Annotated in this window: 21 protein-coding genes and 2 pseudogenes; 17 read left to right on the forward strand and 6 right to left on the reverse strand. The window is 59.1% G+C overall.

Annotated features, from left to right (window positions below; all coding sequences use genetic code 11):
• The coding region (locus tag E4Q08_RS26390; RefSeq protein ID WP_505438028.1) for an IS1634 family transposase N-terminal domain-related protein at positions 1-178 on the reverse strand (178 nt) is incomplete at its 3' end.
• Positions 179-480: 302 nt separating this feature from the next.
• Here E4Q08_RS26390 and E4Q08_RS13610 point away from each other — a divergent pair.
• Positions 481-753 (forward strand): hypothetical protein, encoded by a 273-nt coding sequence (locus E4Q08_RS13610; protein WP_169070765.1) that lies wholly within the window; start codon positions 481-483, stop codon positions 751-753.
• A gap of 62 nt (positions 754-815) precedes the next feature.
• On the forward strand, positions 816-956 hold the full coding sequence (locus E4Q08_RS13615) for a hypothetical protein (protein ID WP_169070766.1): 141 nt from the start codon (positions 816-818) through the stop codon (positions 954-956).
• Between the two features lie 33 nt (positions 957-989).
• On the opposite strand, the gene E4Q08_RS25465 is transcribed toward E4Q08_RS13615, so the two are convergent.
• Complete coding sequence (locus E4Q08_RS25465) at positions 990-1,115, reverse strand: hypothetical protein (RefSeq protein WP_256435991.1); 126 nt, start codon at positions 1,113-1,115, stop codon at positions 990-992.
• Between the two features lie 256 nt (positions 1,116-1,371).
• On the opposite strand from E4Q08_RS25465, the gene E4Q08_RS13620 reads away from it, so the two are divergent.
• The 4 genes from E4Q08_RS13620 (at position 1,372) to E4Q08_RS13635 (ending at position 3,004) form a co-directional block, all read left to right on the forward strand.
• Complete coding sequence (locus tag E4Q08_RS13620; RefSeq protein WP_034917897.1) at positions 1,372-1,926, forward strand: NADPH-dependent FMN reductase; 555 nt, start codon at positions 1,372-1,374, stop codon at positions 1,924-1,926.
• Positions 1,927-2,078: 152 nt separating this feature from the next.
• The gene (locus tag E4Q08_RS26165; RefSeq protein ID WP_169070767.1) at positions 2,079-2,249 is read left to right on the forward strand and encodes a hypothetical protein; all 171 of its coding nucleotides are present in this window, start codon (positions 2,079-2,081) and stop codon (positions 2,247-2,249) included.
• Positions 2,250-2,292: 43 nt separating this feature from the next.
• Entirely contained in the window at positions 2,293-2,619 is a 327-nt protein-coding gene (locus E4Q08_RS13630; RefSeq protein WP_034917904.1) for a hypothetical protein, read from the forward strand.
• A gap of 10 nt (positions 2,620-2,629) precedes the next feature.
• A complete protein-coding gene (locus E4Q08_RS13635; RefSeq protein ID WP_169070768.1) occupies positions 2,630-3,004 on the forward strand; it encodes a toll/interleukin-1 receptor domain-containing protein in 375 nt (124 codons plus the stop codon).
• 179 nt (positions 3,005-3,183) lie between these two features.
• Here the strand turns inward: E4Q08_RS13635 and E4Q08_RS13640 are convergent, their stop codons facing one another.
• Both E4Q08_RS13640 and E4Q08_RS13645 read right to left on the reverse strand, forming a co-directional pair.
• Positions 3,184-4,218, reverse strand: coding sequence for a transposase (locus tag E4Q08_RS13640; RefSeq protein ID WP_169070769.1), 1,035 nt, complete (start codon positions 4,216-4,218; stop codon positions 3,184-3,186).
• Between the two features lie 283 nt (positions 4,219-4,501).
• Positions 4,502-4,921: a hypothetical protein gene (locus tag E4Q08_RS13645; protein ID WP_169070770.1), complete on the reverse strand. Its 420-nt coding sequence runs from the start codon at positions 4,919-4,921 to the stop codon at positions 4,502-4,504.
• 746 nt (positions 4,922-5,667) lie between these two features.
• Between E4Q08_RS13645 and E4Q08_RS13650 the strand changes: the two genes are divergently transcribed.
• The 5 genes from E4Q08_RS13650 to E4Q08_RS13670 all read left to right on the forward strand — a co-directional run bounded on the left by E4Q08_RS13650 (position 5,668) and on the right by E4Q08_RS13670 (position 8,605).
• Positions 5,668-6,570: an ISAzo13 family transposase gene (locus E4Q08_RS13650; RefSeq protein ID WP_308240135.1), complete on the forward strand. Its 903-nt coding sequence runs from the start codon at positions 5,668-5,670 to the stop codon at positions 6,568-6,570.
• 58 nt (positions 6,571-6,628) lie between these two features.
• On the forward strand, positions 6,629-6,868 hold the full coding sequence (locus tag E4Q08_RS13655; RefSeq protein ID WP_169070771.1) for a hypothetical protein: 240 nt from the start codon (positions 6,629-6,631) through the stop codon (positions 6,866-6,868).
• Positions 6,869-6,979: 111 nt separating this feature from the next.
• On the forward strand, positions 6,980-7,750 hold the full coding sequence (locus E4Q08_RS13660; RefSeq protein ID WP_169070772.1) for a metallophosphoesterase: 771 nt from the start codon (positions 6,980-6,982) through the stop codon (positions 7,748-7,750).
• Positions 7,751-7,926: 176 nt separating this feature from the next.
• Positions 7,927-8,409 (forward strand): type II toxin-antitoxin system VapC family toxin, encoded by a 483-nt coding sequence (locus tag E4Q08_RS13665; RefSeq protein WP_169070773.1) that lies wholly within the window; start codon positions 7,927-7,929, stop codon positions 8,407-8,409.
• A complete protein-coding gene (locus tag E4Q08_RS13670; RefSeq protein ID WP_248594914.1) occupies positions 8,399-8,605 on the forward strand; it encodes a hypothetical protein in 207 nt (68 codons plus the stop codon). The genes E4Q08_RS13665 and E4Q08_RS13670 overlap by 11 nt, the downstream gene beginning before the upstream one ends.
• Before the next feature lie 2 nt (positions 8,606-8,607).
• On the opposite strand, the pseudogene E4Q08_RS13675 reads toward E4Q08_RS13670, so the two are convergent.
• Positions 8,608-9,464, reverse strand: a pseudogene (locus tag E4Q08_RS13675) (helix-turn-helix domain-containing protein); the annotation flags it as partial.
• A 39-nt stretch (positions 9,465-9,503) separates the two neighbouring features.
• On the opposite strand from E4Q08_RS13675, the gene E4Q08_RS13680 reads away from it, so the two are divergent.
• From E4Q08_RS13680 to E4Q08_RS13705, 6 genes and pseudogenes are all read left to right on the forward strand, one after another.
• Entirely contained in the window at positions 9,504-10,358 is an 855-nt protein-coding gene (locus E4Q08_RS13680; protein WP_169070774.1) for a F0F1 ATP synthase subunit gamma, read from the forward strand.
• 233 nt (positions 10,359-10,591) lie between these two features.
• Positions 10,592-11,644: a permease gene (locus E4Q08_RS13685; protein ID WP_169070775.1), complete on the forward strand. Its 1,053-nt coding sequence runs from the start codon at positions 10,592-10,594 to the stop codon at positions 11,642-11,644.
• Positions 11,645-11,842: 198 nt separating this feature from the next.
• Positions 11,843-12,073, forward strand: coding sequence for a thioredoxin family protein (locus E4Q08_RS13690; protein WP_169070776.1), 231 nt, complete (start codon positions 11,843-11,845; stop codon positions 12,071-12,073).
• 10 nt (positions 12,074-12,083) lie between these two features.
• Positions 12,084-12,275, forward strand: a pseudogene (locus E4Q08_RS13695) (hypothetical protein); the annotation flags it as partial.
• Positions 12,275-13,240, forward strand: coding sequence for a zinc metalloprotease HtpX (locus E4Q08_RS13700; RefSeq protein ID WP_169070777.1), 966 nt, complete (start codon positions 12,275-12,277; stop codon positions 13,238-13,240). The pseudogene E4Q08_RS13695 and the gene E4Q08_RS13700, both read left to right, overlap by 1 nt.
• Positions 13,241-13,262: 22 nt before the next feature.
• The gene (locus E4Q08_RS13705; protein ID WP_169070778.1) at positions 13,263-14,414 is read left to right on the forward strand and encodes a S1C family serine protease; all 1,152 of its coding nucleotides are present in this window, start codon (positions 13,263-13,265) and stop codon (positions 14,412-14,414) included.
• A gap of 240 nt (positions 14,415-14,654) precedes the next feature.
• Here the strand turns inward: E4Q08_RS13705 and E4Q08_RS13710 are convergent, their stop codons facing one another.
• The gene (locus E4Q08_RS13710; RefSeq protein ID WP_169070779.1) at positions 14,655-15,668 is read right to left on the reverse strand and encodes an AI-2E family transporter; all 1,014 of its coding nucleotides are present in this window, start codon (positions 15,666-15,668) and stop codon (positions 14,655-14,657) included.
• Positions 15,669-15,705 lie beyond the last annotated feature (37 nt).

Here is a 15,705-nt window from a genome sequence, read left to right on the forward strand (position 1 = left end):
CTCCCGACCAGTCGTCGAATTCGCCCTTCACCAGACGTTCCATGGCGACGATTCGTTCCGGTGCCCAGTTCGTCAGATTGGCGATGGTTCGTGTGCAGACTTTGCCTCCCTCGCGATAGGACTCGCGAAGCAGGATGGCCGGCCTGGACTTTCGGTTGGGGACGCGGGCGATGTACATGCCGACAATAATAGCCAATAGCACATTGTTTGTAAATAGCTATTATTATATTTACATGCCTACATTTTTGCCGATTTTCTGGTTTCTTGCCATGAATCAACGACTTACCTCAAGGGCTCCGGGAAGGTCCGTCAGGGCGCCAAGCTTGAGCGGGCTGAAAAGCGTGGTCATGGTTGCAAGTCTCCTGAGATATGGGGTGACGAATACTAACCTAACCTTGCGCAGTGACTGGATCACTTCTGCTGAGCAGCTGGCATTGATTGAGATCCTCGAAGAAAGCTTTTCGAGGATTGACGATCAACTTGCCTTCCAGGCACATTCATGCTGACGGTGCGGGCGACCCTGAACGCAAGCGGAAGGAGCAGGCTCAGCCGGCAATCGATAGACTGTACCAGGAACACGCGGACGCGCGTCGCGGGGTCGCCGTCATTCCGGTGCGCGAGACGGAAGCGTGTGCCATCGTCGATGGCGATGCCCTGCGCAGTGTGTTTGGTACCACGCTCAGCGATGAGGCACTCGGTTTGCCTTCGTCGGAGGGAATCGCGGAGGGACTCCCGATCCGAAAGCATTGCTGAAACGCCGCGGGCGCTGATCCAGGCGATGGTCGAGTGTGTACGGCCTGAGCCGATGAAGTCGATTGAACATCAAATCGGGTGATCTCTCTCAGCACCTGAAGGGCAAGGTGTCCGCACATCTGGTGCGTTACGCGGATGACTTTGTCGTCATGTTGAACGACATCCCGCTGCGGCTCGACTGCCTGAGTCTGCCCGGCAGTTGAACCGCAGTGCCGGCCCGTCACCCGTGCAGCGGTTCAGCGGCTGACCAGGGGCACGATATCCGTCGCACGCTTCTCGGCCTGTTTGGCGGACCTCTTTTCCTTGGGAGTCAACAGCGGCTGCTTCTTCTGTTCCTTGTTGCCCTGCCTTATCTTGCCCATGATCGTACTCCTCGTGAGCACCCGCGAACGCAGGTGTTTATCGAGTATAGGCCGATCAGCGAGCAGAAACCGCCGCTCGGAAAATAAGTTGACGGCAGCTGGGAGCCCGTCTGTCTGCGGGCGGAACCTCTCCGCCGGTACGATGGTCTGTCTGTGACGCTTGACTGCCCGAGAAGCCGGCTGCGGCGATCGTCTGCGTCGTTAGGCCTTCCGGGTGCCATCGCTTTCACTTCCTTCAACTTCACTGGAGATCACCATGAGCCAATACCAGATCGCCGTTGTCGTCGGCAGCCTGCGGCGCGATTCGTACAACTGCCGCCTGGCGACCGCCGTCAGCCGGCTGGCGCCGTCCAACTTCCTGTTTTCCCAGGTACAGATCGGCGATTTGCCGCTCTACAACCAGGACGACGATAGCCGTCCCGCCGATTCGGTCAGCCGCTTGAAGTCCGAAATCTCGGCCGCACAGGGCCTGCTGTTCGTCACTCCCGAATACAACCGTTCGCTCCCAGGGGTGCTCAAGAACGCGATCGACCACGCCTCGCGCCCATATGGCCAGAATGCCTGGGCGGGCAAGCCCGCCGGCGTCCTCGGCGCGTCCATCGGAGCGATCGGCACGGCGATGGCGCAACAGCATCTACGCAACATCCTCGCCTACCTCGATGTGCCGACGCTTGGCCAACCGGAAGCCTTCGTTCATGTCAAGGAGGGTTTGTTCGACGAGGCCGGCAACATTGGCGAAGGTAGCCGGCAGTTCCTGCAGAACTGGGTGGACCGCTACGTGGCCTGGGTGAAGCAGCACAACGACCGATGAGTTGACCATGACCTCCACCGCCAACTATGCGCCATCCGCGGGCGCCCGCCGGGCCGCCATCCGGAGCGGCAGCCGGCAGGGCGATCCGGTGCGCGCTGCAGAAGCGATCATTCAAGCGGTCGAAGCGCCGCAGGCGCCGCTGCATTTGCTGCTTGGCCGGCCCGCGCGCGAACTGGCCGCCGGGCTCCAGCGCCGTACCGCGCGCCATTGCCGCAGGCCGGCCCGCGCTCAAACTGGCCACCGTCAAGCTGAAGGAGTTTTCGGCGGAGATGGCGACGTGGCGAGACCTCTCGCTCGGTGCCGACTTTCCGGACGCGGGTTGACCGGAAATGGTTCGCAGGATCGACAGCCGGCATTCGCAAAGCCTTGAACTTCTCACCGGCAGGCCTGATTCCCAACCGCGCTCAGACGCTCGAGATATTGCGGCTGATGGGCCGGCATCGCCCCCTGCTGATGCTCCTTGGCGATGACGATGGCTATGGCACGCGCTGGCTGCTGGACGGCCAGGAGGTGCTGCCAGGAATCGCCAAGTACCTCATGGAAGCGGGTCTGGTTGCCGACGCGGGGGCCACCGGCTTAGGTGTCCGCAGGCTCGCGCTGACCGAATCCGGGGACCGCGTTCGCAAGGACGGCGAGACCTGGTGGAAGAGCCTCGGTTTCATCGAACGCCTGAAAATCCGGATCCTCGGTTGATGAGGCGCGAATGACCATCATCGAACGAGCCACCGCCCCTGCCTCTGCAGCCGCATCCCCTCCCGGTGTCCCGCCCCTGCTCGTCCGCCAGGCCAGTGCGCGTGATCCGGTGGTCTTCATCAGCTACTCGCGTAGCGACCGGCAGATCGCCGATCGTCTGGTCGCCGACCTGCAGCACGCCGGCCACGCCTGCTGGCTCGATACCAGCGACATCCCCGGCGGCGAGATATGGCTGGCGGCGATTGCCGACGGCATCGAGCGCGCCCATGCCTTCGTCAACCTGGTATCGACGGCCGCCAACGCCAATGCCAACGACTGGGTGCGGTTGGAGTACCTGCAGGCAAGGAAGCGCGGCAAGCCTATCTCTCGCGCTTGCTGTCGCTGAACAGGGCAAAGTCGTTCACGTAGAGCAGGGCGCCGCTGCGCGGCGCTTCAGAGAACCAGCAAACCAGAACAGAGAGCAGTGTGCCGGTGGCCAACGGTTCAAATGATGGGGGAGACACACCACACCCGAAAGCCGAGAAGGCAGTAGCGGACGCCGGGATGGGAGGCAATCCTCGCAACTTAGCACATAGTCATGCGGGTTTGTACGCATGAGAGAGATGAGGTTTGGGTTGAGGGTGATGGGGATTCGTTCGCTCGGGGACGAGCTTCTGCAGGTCCCTGGCGATCTCTTTCATCAGGGATTTGAGTTGGCGGGTAGTAGCCGCGCCGGCCAGCAGCCAGCGGCCGACTTTTTTCCTTGATCTTTTGGATCGCCTGGGTACGGTTGATTCTGTAGGGGGAGTCGGGGTCGAGGTGGGCATCAGTCGCGACATAGGCGGCCAGGGCATTGAGGTTGTCGAAGCTCACCTTGGCCCCAAAGTCCTGATTGGCGGCGTGCCAGGACAGGCCGGAAGTGTGCTCGAGGCCGAGGCGATGCTTGATCCGTTTGAAAGCCTCCTCAATTCTCCAGCGAGAATGATAGAGCCCCGCGAAAGCGGCAGTGGGAAAAGCGATCGCATCCAATAGAGAGGTCATCACCCCATGAATCCGCCCATTTGGGGTCACTACCCGCACCAGGCGAACCGTCGTGGACGTCCACGGGCAGTCGTAGTCTTCGGCATCACGCCGGTTCGGTGCGCGCAGCGTGACCACCCGTTCGCTTTCGCCGGAGCGCAGGAATTCACGCACCACCTTGAATCCACGGGAAAGATCGCAACGGATACAGAAATGAATGGGGCGCGCGATGAGGACTGCGGGCAGCCACCGGCAGGGAAAGCCCCGGTCAAGGAGCAGCAGATCCTGCGGGCACAGCTCATCAATCGATTCGAAGAGCATCTGTCGTTCGTTACCACTGCCCATCTGCAACTTGAAGCTGAGAAACCGTTCGATTCCCGGCAAGTAAAGGCCGAACGCCACGCCACTGACGATCGAACGTATCCCCTTCTTCCGCATCGTCAGCTGAACCGTCGTGCCATCGCCGGCAACCACCCGCAGCCCCTGCCATCGAGGAATCGATATCTCCTTCTCCACGTGGGCGATCAACTCCCGGCTCACCTCGTCGAAGACCCGCGAACTGATCTTGTAGCGCGCGGCGGAAAACGCTTGTGCGCTCACTTTCCGGATCGACTCCGCCCGATTCCGGAGGTCGGCAAAGAACGTATTCCACTACGACTGGACGGCGCCCTGTACACCCGAGAGCAGAAAGCTCAGGATCACGGGGAAGGTGAGCTTGCGGTCGCGGGTGAAATGCCGGGGATCGAGACGGGATTTCTCCATCAGGTCCTGGGAGGACAGATAGCGGGCGAGTGCATTAATTACATTTCAATACTTCAGGGTCAGTGATGGCATCATTTCTCTCTTCTTATCAGCTTGTTGGAGAGACGCTATGCTATATGAACTACGCGGACAAAGAGATCTTCGACGAATTATGCCTTCGTGCCAAGTTGGGAGGATTGAGATTGACCGCGGCAACTCTCGCCTCAAAGTTCGGTTCGCCGGCCTTCTCTCTCGCGACCTTGTCAAATCCGTCTTGCATGGCGCGTTGTGCAAATCTGGCAGGCGTCGCGGCATTGGCTTGCTCAGCATCCATTCTGGCCTTCTCGAATCGGGCGCCGATCTTTTCTTGCAATTCCCGGTCTGCTTCGTCGGCCCGTACTCGCTGGTCTGCGGCAGACAGTTCAGACCATCTCGGGATGTACGCCTCGGCAATTGAGCGCAGTTGTAGCGGTAGATCGTCTATCGAACGGTCAAACCACTTGGCGAGCTTTCGCGCTATCTCACCGTCGGTCGGGATGTTCGCTTTGAATGTGATTTGCATCGCGCATTCCTTCAAATGCTCCTGCATTTGGGTGCCGCGCCAGCCGGGTGAAGGAACCCGGTTTTCTCCCCGTCGGGATAGGCGCGGCAAAACTTGGTCAGGCGGCGAGCTTCTCCAACGGCTTGATGTTGGGTTTCGGCAGTTGCTCGGCTTGCCACAGATCCCACTGGCTCTGCATCCCTAGCCATAGATCGGCGGACGTGCCTAGGAACGTTCAAAAAACAAGTTGCGGAATTTGAGTATTTGTCAGCAATTCCCGGCATAAATCATTCAACCCATTGATTACAAATGACTCTCAAAATGCATGCACAGCTTTGGTGCGATAATTTATTATATAAATTAATAGGTTAAGTCAGGCCGGGAATTACTGAGTATTTGTTAAGATGGCAGATTCTCCCATGGCTAAGATTTCCTTCATTGCATGAAGCCTTACACTGAAGAAATAGAACGTCTGATGACGACAATGTTTTGCAGGTTGTCCGAAAAAGATCGGCGACGGTATGCGGCAGTCGAAGCCCAGAAATTAGGGTGGGGTGGAAAGGAATATATTTCGCAATTGTTGGGTATAGACTCCAGGACGATCTGCCAAGCTTGGCGGATTTGAAAGAAATGCAAGAATTGGCGCCCGGTCGGATCCGCAGACCAGGGGGCGGCCGCAAATCCATCATCAACGCCATGCCTGAATTGGAAAGCATTTTTTTTTTGAAGTCATCGCTGAACATACGGCAGGAAGTCCGCAACACGACATCGTCTGGACGAACCTCAAACCGCAAGCTATTGCCGATCGAATCACGACGAATGGCATTCCTGTAAGTCGCTATGTTGCCTGCAAGTTGTTGAAAAAGAATAAATTTGCAAGTCGCCAAGCCCAGAAAAAGAAGTCGTTCAAGCAACATCCAGAACGTAATCCCCAGTTTCAGAACATCACAGAAATCAAAGCGAAGTATCTTGCACGGAACCAGCCTGTGATCAGCATGGATACGAAGAAAAAGGAGATGATAGGCAACTTCTATCGCGCGGGAAAATTGTACGCACGAGAATCCATTGAAGTCTTGGACCATGATTTTGCCAGCTACGGCGAGGGAAAAATTGTGCCTCATGGACTATATGATGTAGGGTTAAACAAGGGGCACGTGAACCTAGGAACGAGCCACGATACGACGGAATTTGCGTGCGACAGCGTCGCGCACTGGTGGGAAAAGGTGGGCCAGTACGACTATGCTCACGCCACCCAACTCCTCCTGACGTGCGATGGCGGAGGCAGCAATCCCTCCAATTCCTCTTTGTTTCGACAGGATTTGCAGACCTTGGCCAACCGCATCGGACTGGAAATTCGTATTGCCCACTACCCGCCGTACTGCTCCAAACACAACCCGATCGAACACCGTCTTTTCCCTCATGTCACGCGTGCTTGCGAAGGCGTAGTCTTCAAGAACGTTCCATTGGTGAAGGAATTGATTGAACGCACACACACGAAAACTGGCCTGTGTGTCTCCGTCGACATCCTCAACAAAGTCTACGAAACTGGGCGCAAAGCTTCAGAGCAACTCAAGTCAACCCTGAAGATTATTGCCGATTCCATTCTTCCTAAATGGAATTACACCGTTTCTCCGCAGTCAGATATTGAATTTACACAAGTTGTTTCTTGAACGTTCCCTAGGCTCCGGACGGGATGTTCGGTTACTCCTAGCGAGGTATGCAGACGACGTGCGCGTGGCGGCCGAGAAGTTCGCGCTCCAACACAAGTGCAGAGTTGAGGCGCGAAAGAGCAACTCCATTCATGATCGGGTCATGTTTGTCGATGGGGCGCAGTGCTGGGTTCTGGGCGCTTCCACAAAGGATGCCGCCACCAAGAAGCCAACGTACTTGACCCCGCTCTCCGCCGATGTCGCGGCGCAGAAGATTCAGATCTATGAAGTCATCTGGAACGCGGCCACGGCAATCTAACCGCAATAAAGCTGCGCCGCTCCCCTGAACTCGAACGTTGGGCGCACTAGGCTGGAAAACAATTAGTCCCCCTAAGCTTCAAGGCAGTTGCCATGAGAAAGGGAAGTAACAATGAAGCTCCACATCCTTTCGGACCTACACTTGAGTGTGTACGACATGTCACCGCCACGCACCGACGCAGATGTGGTCATTCTCGCAGGCGACATTGCTCGTCCGGTAGAGGCTATCGCGTGGATTCTGGCATTCACTGACAAACCCGTCGTATACGTACCGGGCAACCATGAGTTTTACGGCTCCAGCCTCCAGGCCACGGTACAAGAACTGCAGCGTTTGACAGCAGGCACAAACATCCACGTCCTCGACAACCAGGTACTGGAGTGGCATGGCGTTCGTTTTGTGGGTAGCACGCTGTGGACGGATTTTCTCGCCGCAGGAACTGGAACCGAACAAACCGGTGCCATAGTGCAATCGATGGCGTTCAACCGCGACTTTAGTCGTATCTACACCGATGAGCCGCCCGACAGACGGCTGTTCACACCACAAGACTCGGCTGCGCTGTTTGCGCGCAATGCTAGCTGGTTAGACACCGTGCTACGCCAGCCCTTTGGCGGTTCAACGGTAGTAGTCACGCACCACGCTCCTTCGTTGCGCAGTATCCCCCCTCGTTTTGCTGGCTCTGCACTCAACGTCAACTTCGTCTCTGACGCCGAACACCTGGTGGGCCACGAGCGCGCTTGCCTGTGGGTGCACGGCCACTTGCACGACAGCTCAAACTACGAGATCAATGGCACGCGGGTGCTGTGTAACCCCAGGGGCTATGCGAAGGGCGGGCTGAACGAGAATCAGGCATTCGATCCGTTGCTGACGGTGGAAATCACCTAGACTTGAAATGCGTCAGCTTTGGCTGTTGCGAGGAAAGCTAAGTAGGAAGGGTTCGCCCAACCCATCAGAAAGTAAAGCATCAGAAGTAAAGCAGAAGTAAAGGGGCCAGGGTCAATTAAACGTCTAATCGAACTAATAGGGGACAAACCACGGTTTTCTGAACGAGGGTTGAAGTCATGAAGCGCAAGGTATACGTTGAAACCTCGGTCATCAGCTACCTGACGGCTCGTCCCAGCAAGACCATTCTCGGGGCAGCCCATCAGCAAATTACTCTTGCTTGGTGGGAAACCCGCAACCAGTACGAACTGCTGGTGTCGGAGGCGGTATTGCGTGAGTGTGGCTCTGGTGACCCAGATGCAGCCGAGAAACGGCTGGCTGTGTTGAATGATGTGCCTTTGCTCTTAATCACTGAGCAGGCACTCCATATCGCGGAGTCGTTGGTAGGACATGGAATTGTGCCGGTCAAGGTTGCGGAAGATGCGCTGCACATCGCGGTCGCCACGGTCAGCGGTATGGATTATTTGCTGACATGGAACTGTCGGCATATCGCAAACCCGGAGCTACAAAGATGCATTGCGGAGTACTTTGAGCAGATTGGTCTATTTCTACCCTTCATTTGTACACCGGAAGAACTTCTTGGAGAAGCCAATGCTGAATGACGAAGTGATCGATGAAGTGCGGGCCATTCGTGACGCCCATGCCGCTAGATTTGCTTACGACCTGCGCGCGATTTATGCAGACCTGAAAAGGTCGGAGGCTGAGCGTATTGCCGCCGGCCATCCCTTTGTTTCTCCTCCATCTGAACTTCCTACGCCTAACTCTGCATTGCAGCGGACTCGCTTCGCTCACCGCTGAATTTGAACGTTCGGCAAATCCTGCTGGTAACGCGCCAGCGGCGTGATTCCTTCCAGTCCGTCATGGGGGCTGTGGTGATAGACCCGTTCGACCCACGCCCACAGGCGCGCATTGATGTCCGCCAGACCGGTGATGTGGCGCTCGTCGAGTTCAGAAAGAAACTGATCGCGACAGGTGCGGTGCCAGCGCTCCAGCTTCCCCTTGCCTTCGGGCGCATATGGCCGGCAATAGATCAACTGAATGCCCAGGCGGGCGCAGATCCCTTGCCAGATGTGGGCGCGGTAGGCGGCACCGTGATCGACGACCAGCTTGAGCGGGATGCCGCGTTTCAGGATCGCCTGCTTGAGCACGCCCTCGATGTCCAGCGCCGTCTCCCCGGGGCAGAAGGCGCCGTGGGCGAGCAAACGTGAGGCATCATCGAACAATACCCTTTGGCGAGCTTGCCGCCGATGGGGACCTGCGGAGCGTGCATCACGTCGCTGTACCAGATCGCGCCGGCCGAAGCGGCGACGAAACTGCGCCTCTCCTCGGGCAGGCTGGCCGAGCCGGTGAGGCGGGAAAGACCGTGTTGCTGGAGCAGACGATGGATCGTCGATCGCGACAGACTCCCGCGGGCGACGGTTCCAGCGGTTTCGAGCAACTGCCGAATCTGGCGAATCGAGCGCCGGGGATTATCCCGTTTGGCCGCCAGAATCGCGGCCTGGATGGCCTCGGAAAGCTTCGATTGCCCGCGGTCGGCGCGCGCCTTCGGCATCAGGCCATCGAGGCCTTGGGCTCGGTAGGTGTACCACCCTTGAATCGTCTTCTCGCCCAGATGGCGCCGACGGGTGCCGGGAATAGCGTATTCACGTACGGCCAGATATGACCATCGCATGCACAGGGTCGTAGGAGCCAGCCGATGAGCCGCCGGCGTGAGATCGCCAGGCGGCTGGAAGCGCTGTCCGATATCGGTGGCATCCTGTCGGCGATGAAGGGATTGGCTCTGATGGAGACCCGCATCCTGGGCAATTTCCTCGTCAGCCAGCAGCGCATGGTGGCAGGGATCGAAACGGCCGCCGCCGATTTCCTGGCCTGGCACGCCGAATTCAGCAGCGAGCCGGTTGCGGGACGGGAACTCTGCGTGCTGGTGGGCTCGGAACAGGGCTTCTGCGGCGATTTCAACGAAGCGCTGTTGGCGCGGATGGCGGCACTGTGTGAGGAAAAGGAGGCGCCGGTTCGTTGGCTGGTCGTCGGTAGCCGTCTGGCAGCTCGAATCGGCGAACGCGACTGCGTTGCCCTGGCGCTGCCGGGCGCCATTGTCGCCGACGAAGTTCCAGCCGTTCTGCTGCGCTTGACGCGCGAGCTCGGCGGCTTGCTGGCCCGCGAGGTGTACGCCGGTTACGGGCTCTCGGCCCTCTCTCATTGTGATGCCAGTGGCGATATGCGCATGCGTCATCTGCTGCCCTTGCGCGATCTGCCCGCTCCCGAGCGGGCGTATGCGTACCCGGCGGAAATGAATCTGCGTCCCATCGAGTTCCTGCGCGGGCTGACCGGGCATTATCTGCACGCGGTACTGAACGAGCTGCTGTACAGCTCGCTGATGGCCGAGAACCGGCAACGGCAGGCACACATGGATCGTGCCCTGCAGCGACTCGATGAAGACAGCGAGCGGCTCAGACTCCGCTACAACAGCCAGCGCCAGGAGGAAATTACCGAGGAAATCGAGCTGATCCTGCTCTCGGCCGACATGCTGAGCGAAGCCGAACACGGTTGAATGCGGCGCACGGTTTTCGCGGTTTCCTCTCTGCGTTGGCGGAGTTCGCGTCGACTAGGGTAAGGGGGGTCTTGAGCAACCATCCCAGATTGCGGCAGACTAGCGCGCAACAACAGTTTGAGGGGCAACATTCTTCATGATTGCCATTGCAGCAGTCGTCACTTTTAATGTGAAAAGTTAGATGAACAATAACGATCCGTCGCTCTTTTTTCAGCCGAACCCGGAGTAGCGCAATGCGTGTAGTGCACATCGAAGAGTCTTCCCAGAGGAGACTGGCCAAATGGTTGCTCAGCCTTTTCATCGCAACGGTTGCCTGGGTTTTGGCCTACAGCCAACTCACCGCCTTTGCCAACTGGGTCGTCGGACTGCTCAGCCTTTCCCGTGAGACCCACTTCGGCGAAGCCGTCCATTTCTTCTTCTACGATACCCTCAAGGTATTGCTGCTGCTGACCGGCATCGTCTTCGTCATGGGCATCATCCAGACCTTTTTCTCGCCGGAACGTACGCGGGCGCTACTTTCCGGCAAGCGGGAAGGTGTCGGCAATGTGCTGGCGGCTACGCTGGGAATTGTGACGCCGTTCTGCTCCTGCTCGGCCGTGCCGCTGTTCATCGGCCTTCTCTCCGCCGGGGTACCGCTGGGAGTGACCTTCTCCTTCCTGATCTCGGCACCAATGGTCAATGAGGTGGCCTTGGTGCTGCTGTTTGGCATGTTCGGCTGGAAAGTTGCCGGCCTCTACCTTGGACTGGGGCTGCTGGTGGCCATCATCGCCGGCCTGGTGATCGGCAAGCTGAAGATGGAACGACACCTTGAGGATTGGGTACAGAAAATCCTCGCTGGCCAAGTCGCCCAAGCAGACGGCGAGCGCCTTTCCTGGCTGGAACGTCTTGAGGCCGGCGGCGCGCACATGCGCGAGATTGTCGGCAAGGTGTGGCCCTACATTCTGGCGGGCATTGCGCTGGGTGCCGCCATCCACGGCTATGTGCCGCAGGACTTCATGGCCTCGTTCATGGGCAAGGATGTGTGGTGGGCAGTCCCGGCCGCCGTTCTGCTCGGGGTACCGATGTATACCAACGCGGCGGGAATCATTCCGATTGTCGAAGCCCTGATCGGAAAAGGAGCCGCCCTGGGTACGGTCCTCGCGTTCATGATGGCGGTGATCGCGCTTTCGGCACCGGAGATGATCATTCTACGGAAGGCGCTGAAGCCGACCTTGATCGCGACCTTTGTCGGTGTCGTGGCGACCGGCATTCTGCTGGTGGGCTACATTTTCAACTGGCTGCTATGATGGATACCTCGCCTTGGCTTCGGGCTCTTCTCCTGGCCATCGCCGTCTTGCCGATGCCTGCCTGCGACCGGGGCGACCCCTTTACGAGCGCTTCTCCCGGCATGCGCCTGGTACAGAATGCCACCGCTTCAGGACTGCCTACGGTGGTCGAGTTCTTCGGCCTCGCTTCATCTTCTTGACCCAACGAAAGGAAACTCCATGAAGAGCATCAAAGTCCTCGGCACCGGCTGCGCCAAATGTCGCACAACCATCGCCCTCGTCGAGGCGGTGGCCAAGGAAAAAGGAGTGGAGATCACGCTCGAAAAAGTTGAAAGCCTGCCGGACATCATGAGCTATGGCGTGATGTCCACACCTGGCGTAGTCATTGACGGGCAGGTGGTGCATGCCGGTGGCGTGCCCACACGCGGCAAGGTGGAAGGCTGGCTCTGAAGGGCTGCCAATGGGGTTGATCCGGCAACGGCGAACTGCGGTGATTTCCCACCAATGGTCGGTGATGACGTTTCACGAACGCTTCGATCAGGTCGTTGCCCTGATCCTTTCAGCGGTGATCACCGTGATCAGCGTGGTGTCGCTGCTCAAACTGATCCAGATCGTCTTCACGCTGCTGATCCTCGACGCATTCAATCCGCTATGACAGGAAGTGATCCACGGGATGGGCCGCAAATTTGGCCGCGGCATCGTTCGATCAACCGCCTCCAGACGGCGCTGCTGGTCTTGACATTGATCGGTATCGCTGCGCTGGCAAGTGGTCTGCTTTTCGGCGAAGGTGGCCTCTGGATGGCACTGGGTGCGAGCATCTTCGCACTGCTGTTCGAACCGGCGGCAACCTCCACGCTGACGCTGAGGTTGTACCGTGCACGTCCCATTCATCCGGGCGACGCGCCCGAACTGTGGGAGATCGTGCGCGATCTGGCCACCCGTGCCGGCCTGCCCGCCGTCCCGATTCCGCACTACATCCCCAGTGCCGTGGTCAATGCATTTGCGACAGGCTCGAAGCGTCATTCGGCCATTGCGCTGACCGATGGCATCTTGCGCAGCCTGACGCCGCGCGAGCTGGCGGGTGTCATTGGTCATGAGGTTGCGCATATCGCCAATGAAGATTTGCGTGTCATGGGGCTGGCGGATTACATCAGCCGGCTCACCAGCCTCCTGGCCATGCTGGGGCAGATTGCGATTATTCTCAGCCTGCCCGCGCTGCTTGTCGGGGCGGCGGAAGTCAATTGGTTCGGCCTGTTCCTGCTGGCGGTGTCTCCACAACTGGCATTGCTTGCTCAACTCGGCCTGTCTCGGGTACGCGAGTTCGATGCCGATCATTTGGCGGCGCAGCTGACCGGCGACCCGCATGGTCTGGCATCGGCCTTGGCGAAGATTGAACGGGTGAGCCGCTCCTGGCGAGCCTGGCTAATGCCGGGTTGGGGAAATCCGGAGCCATCCTGGTTACGCACGCATCCAGCCACGCCGGATCGCATCGCCCGACTGCTTGAACTCGTACCCCAGCATCCCGTGACGCTGCGGCCCCATCCCTTCTACACCGCCCCGGAACCCGTCAAGGCGATGCGCTCGCCGCGCTGGCACCCCGGCGGCCTCTGGCGCTGATTCGAACCAAGGAGACCTTGCGATGGCTTACCACGATCCCTACGGTCACGCAGCTCCGGACCGCTTTCTCCGGCGCTGGCTGGTCATTACCGCTTGCATTGCGGCGCTCATGCTGCTCTGGCAGTTTCTGCCCGCCATCGAAGCGTGGTTCAGCCCCCAACAGGCCGCCGAGAGAACGGTCACGCCCCGGGGAGACCTCGCGGCCGATGAACGGGCAACCATTGAGCTCTTCGAGAAATCGCGCGATTCGGTGGTTTACATCTCTACGACCCAGCTGGTTCGCGATGTCTGGACACGCAACGTCTTTTCCGTACCGCGCGGTACCGGCTCCGGCTTCATTTGGGATGATGCGGGGCACGTCGTCACCAACTTTCATGTCATCCAGGGAGCCTCTCAAGCGACGGTGAAGCTTGCCGACGGCCGCGACTATCAGGCTGCCCTGGTCGGTGCGAGTCCGGCCCACGACATCGCGGTGCTCAAGATTGGCGTTGGCTTCAAGCGTCCCCCGGCTGTGCCCATCGGCACCAGTACCGACCTGAAGGTCGGCCAGAAGCTCTTCGCCATCGGCAACCCGTTCGGACTCGATTGGACCTTGACCACAGGCATCATTTCGGCGCTCGACAGATCGTTGCCGGGCGATGCCGGTAGTCCCTCAATCGAGCACCTGATTCAGACCGACGCCGCCATCAACCCCGGCAACTCCGGTGGGCCACTGCTCGATTCCGCAGGGCGCCTCATCGGCATCAACACCGCCATCTACAGCCCTTCTGGCGCGTCGGCCGGCATCGGCTTCGCGGTGCCGGTCGACACGGTGATGCGAGTGGTCCCGCAACTCATCAAGTCAGGCAAGTATGTGCGCCCGGCTTTGGGGATCGAAGTGGACGAGCAACTCAATTTGCGGCTGCAGATGATTACCGGCCGCCGTGGCGTATTTGTCCTGTTGGTACAGCCTGGCTCCGCTTCTCAACGAGCCGGTTTGCTGGGCATTCGCGCTACGCAGGAGGGGATTGTTCCGGGCGACCTCATCACAGCGATAGACGGGAAGTCCATTGACGGTGTTACTGGCCTCCTGGCACAAATGGATGACCGTCGGGTGGGTGACATCGTCGTCTTGTCTGTTGAACGAGAGGGGAAGGCTCGCGAGGTGCGTGTTGAGCTGCAGCCGGGCACCTAGGTGCGCTGGTACAGAAAAGCTTTTTTCGCCCGCAGTAGGGGAAAACGAGGGGAAAGCCGTCCGAAAGTCCGCAAAGTCGACGAAATCCGGCCCGCTCATTCCGCATCGTGAAGTTTTGCGGTTTTCCCTTTTCCCTTTTCCCTTTTCCCTACTCCCAGTCCGACAGGCTGCTGGAAAACCTACCCCGGTAAGGGCAGGCCGCCCTCCCCTGCCCGCTGCTCCAATCATTCCGCTGCGCGTTCAGATCAGCTCCCGACTCGACAGTTCGTCCTTGAGCCAGGCATAACAGATCGGCGCAGCCACCAGACCAGCGAGACCGAAGCTGCTCTCCATGAGCAGCATCGCAGTCAGCAGTTCCCAGGCCTTGGCCCGGATCTGGGCACCGACGATACGCGCGTTGAGAAAATACTCGAGCTTGTGGATGAATACCAGGAAAACCAGTGACGAGATCGCCACGCCGGGCGAGTGTGCCAGGCTGACGACGAAGATCACGGTATTGGAGATCAGGTTGCCGACTACCGGCAGCAGGCCGACAATGAAGGTGACGACGATCATGGTCTTGGTGAGCGGCAGGTGCACACCAAAGAGCGGTAGCACGACGACGAGGTAGAGTGTGGTGAAGGCGGTATTCAGCGCCGAGATCCGGACCTGGGCGAAGACGACCCGGCGGAAGGCCTCGCCGAGGCGAAAAACCCGCTCGGCCAGCGCGCGCGTCAGCGGCCTCATGCTTTCGCCGGCGTCCGCCTCGCATAAGGACACCATGCCACCGATGATCATGCCGATCAGCAGGTGTGCGAGCAGGCGACCGGTTTCCTTGCCGATCATCTGCAGTTCGGCCGAATGTTCCCGTAGCCAGTGGCCAGCTCGTTCGCGAATGGCCTCGCCGCCTCGCGGCAGCAAGTCGGCGAGCCAGTTCGGCAGCGTCGAGCGGGAAGTCTCGATGATCTCGGCCATCTTGGCGAGCAGCGCAGCGAAACTGCCGCCCTCGCTGTTCATGAAGACAATCAGCCCGAGCACTGCCGCAGCCACCGCGCCGAGGACCAATAACACGACCAGACCAACAGCCATGGCCTTGGCGCGCGTGCTCGAGAGATGGCGTGCAAAGAACGGCGCCAGTACATGCACCAGTTCATACACCAGCAACCCGGCAATCAGCGCCGGCAAGAGGTGCACCTCGATGACCAGCAGCATCGCCAGCAAGGCAATGCTCCAGGAAACGTACTCGCTGACGGTCGTTTTCTTGAGTGGGTCCATGGCGGCAATGAATGTGAGGTTGGCTGGCGGTCGTGTC

It is taken from the genome of Candidatus Accumulibacter contiguus, assembly GCF_012940005.1.
GTDB classification, from domain to species: domain Bacteria; phylum Pseudomonadota; class Gammaproteobacteria; order Burkholderiales; family Rhodocyclaceae; genus Accumulibacter; species Accumulibacter contiguus.

Bases quoted from the DNA above. Each gene is read 5' to 3' on its own strand.
- E4Q08_RS13685 (WP_169070775.1), top strand. From the start codon at position 10,592: ATGCGTGTAGTGCACATCGAAGAGTCTTCCCAGAGGAGACTGGCCAAA.
- E4Q08_RS13690 (WP_169070776.1), top strand. From the start codon at position 11,843: ATGAAGAGCATCAAAGTCCTCGGCACCGGCTGCGCCAAATGTCGCACA.
- E4Q08_RS13710 (WP_169070779.1), bottom strand. From the start codon at position 15,668: ATGGACCCACTCAAGAAAACGACCGTCAGCGAGTACGTTTCCTGGAGC.
- E4Q08_RS25465 (WP_256435991.1), bottom strand. From the start codon at position 1,115: ATGGGCAAGATAAGGCAGGGCAACAAGGAACAGAAGAAGCAGCCGCTG.
- E4Q08_RS13705 (WP_169070778.1), top strand. From the start codon at position 13,263: ATGGCTTACCACGATCCCTACGGTCACGCAGCTCCGGACCGCTTTCTC.
- E4Q08_RS13645 (WP_169070770.1), bottom strand. From the start codon at position 4,921: ATGCAAATCACATTCAAAGCGAACATCCCGACCGACGGTGAGATAGCG.
- E4Q08_RS13620 (WP_034917897.1), top strand. From the start codon at position 1,372: ATGAGCCAATACCAGATCGCCGTTGTCGTCGGCAGCCTGCGGCGCGAT.
- E4Q08_RS13660 (WP_169070772.1), top strand. From the start codon at position 6,980: ATGAAGCTCCACATCCTTTCGGACCTACACTTGAGTGTGTACGACATG.
- E4Q08_RS13670 (WP_248594914.1), top strand. From the start codon at position 8,399: ATGCTGAATGACGAAGTGATCGATGAAGTGCGGGCCATTCGTGACGCC.
- E4Q08_RS13665 (WP_169070773.1), top strand. From the start codon at position 7,927: ATGAAGCGCAAGGTATACGTTGAAACCTCGGTCATCAGCTACCTGACG.
- E4Q08_RS13635 (WP_169070768.1), top strand. From the start codon at position 2,630: ATGACCATCATCGAACGAGCCACCGCCCCTGCCTCTGCAGCCGCATCC.
- E4Q08_RS13700 (WP_169070777.1), top strand. From the start codon at position 12,275: ATGACAGGAAGTGATCCACGGGATGGGCCGCAAATTTGGCCGCGGCAT.
- E4Q08_RS13680 (WP_169070774.1), top strand. From the start codon at position 9,504: ATGAGCCGCCGGCGTGAGATCGCCAGGCGGCTGGAAGCGCTGTCCGAT.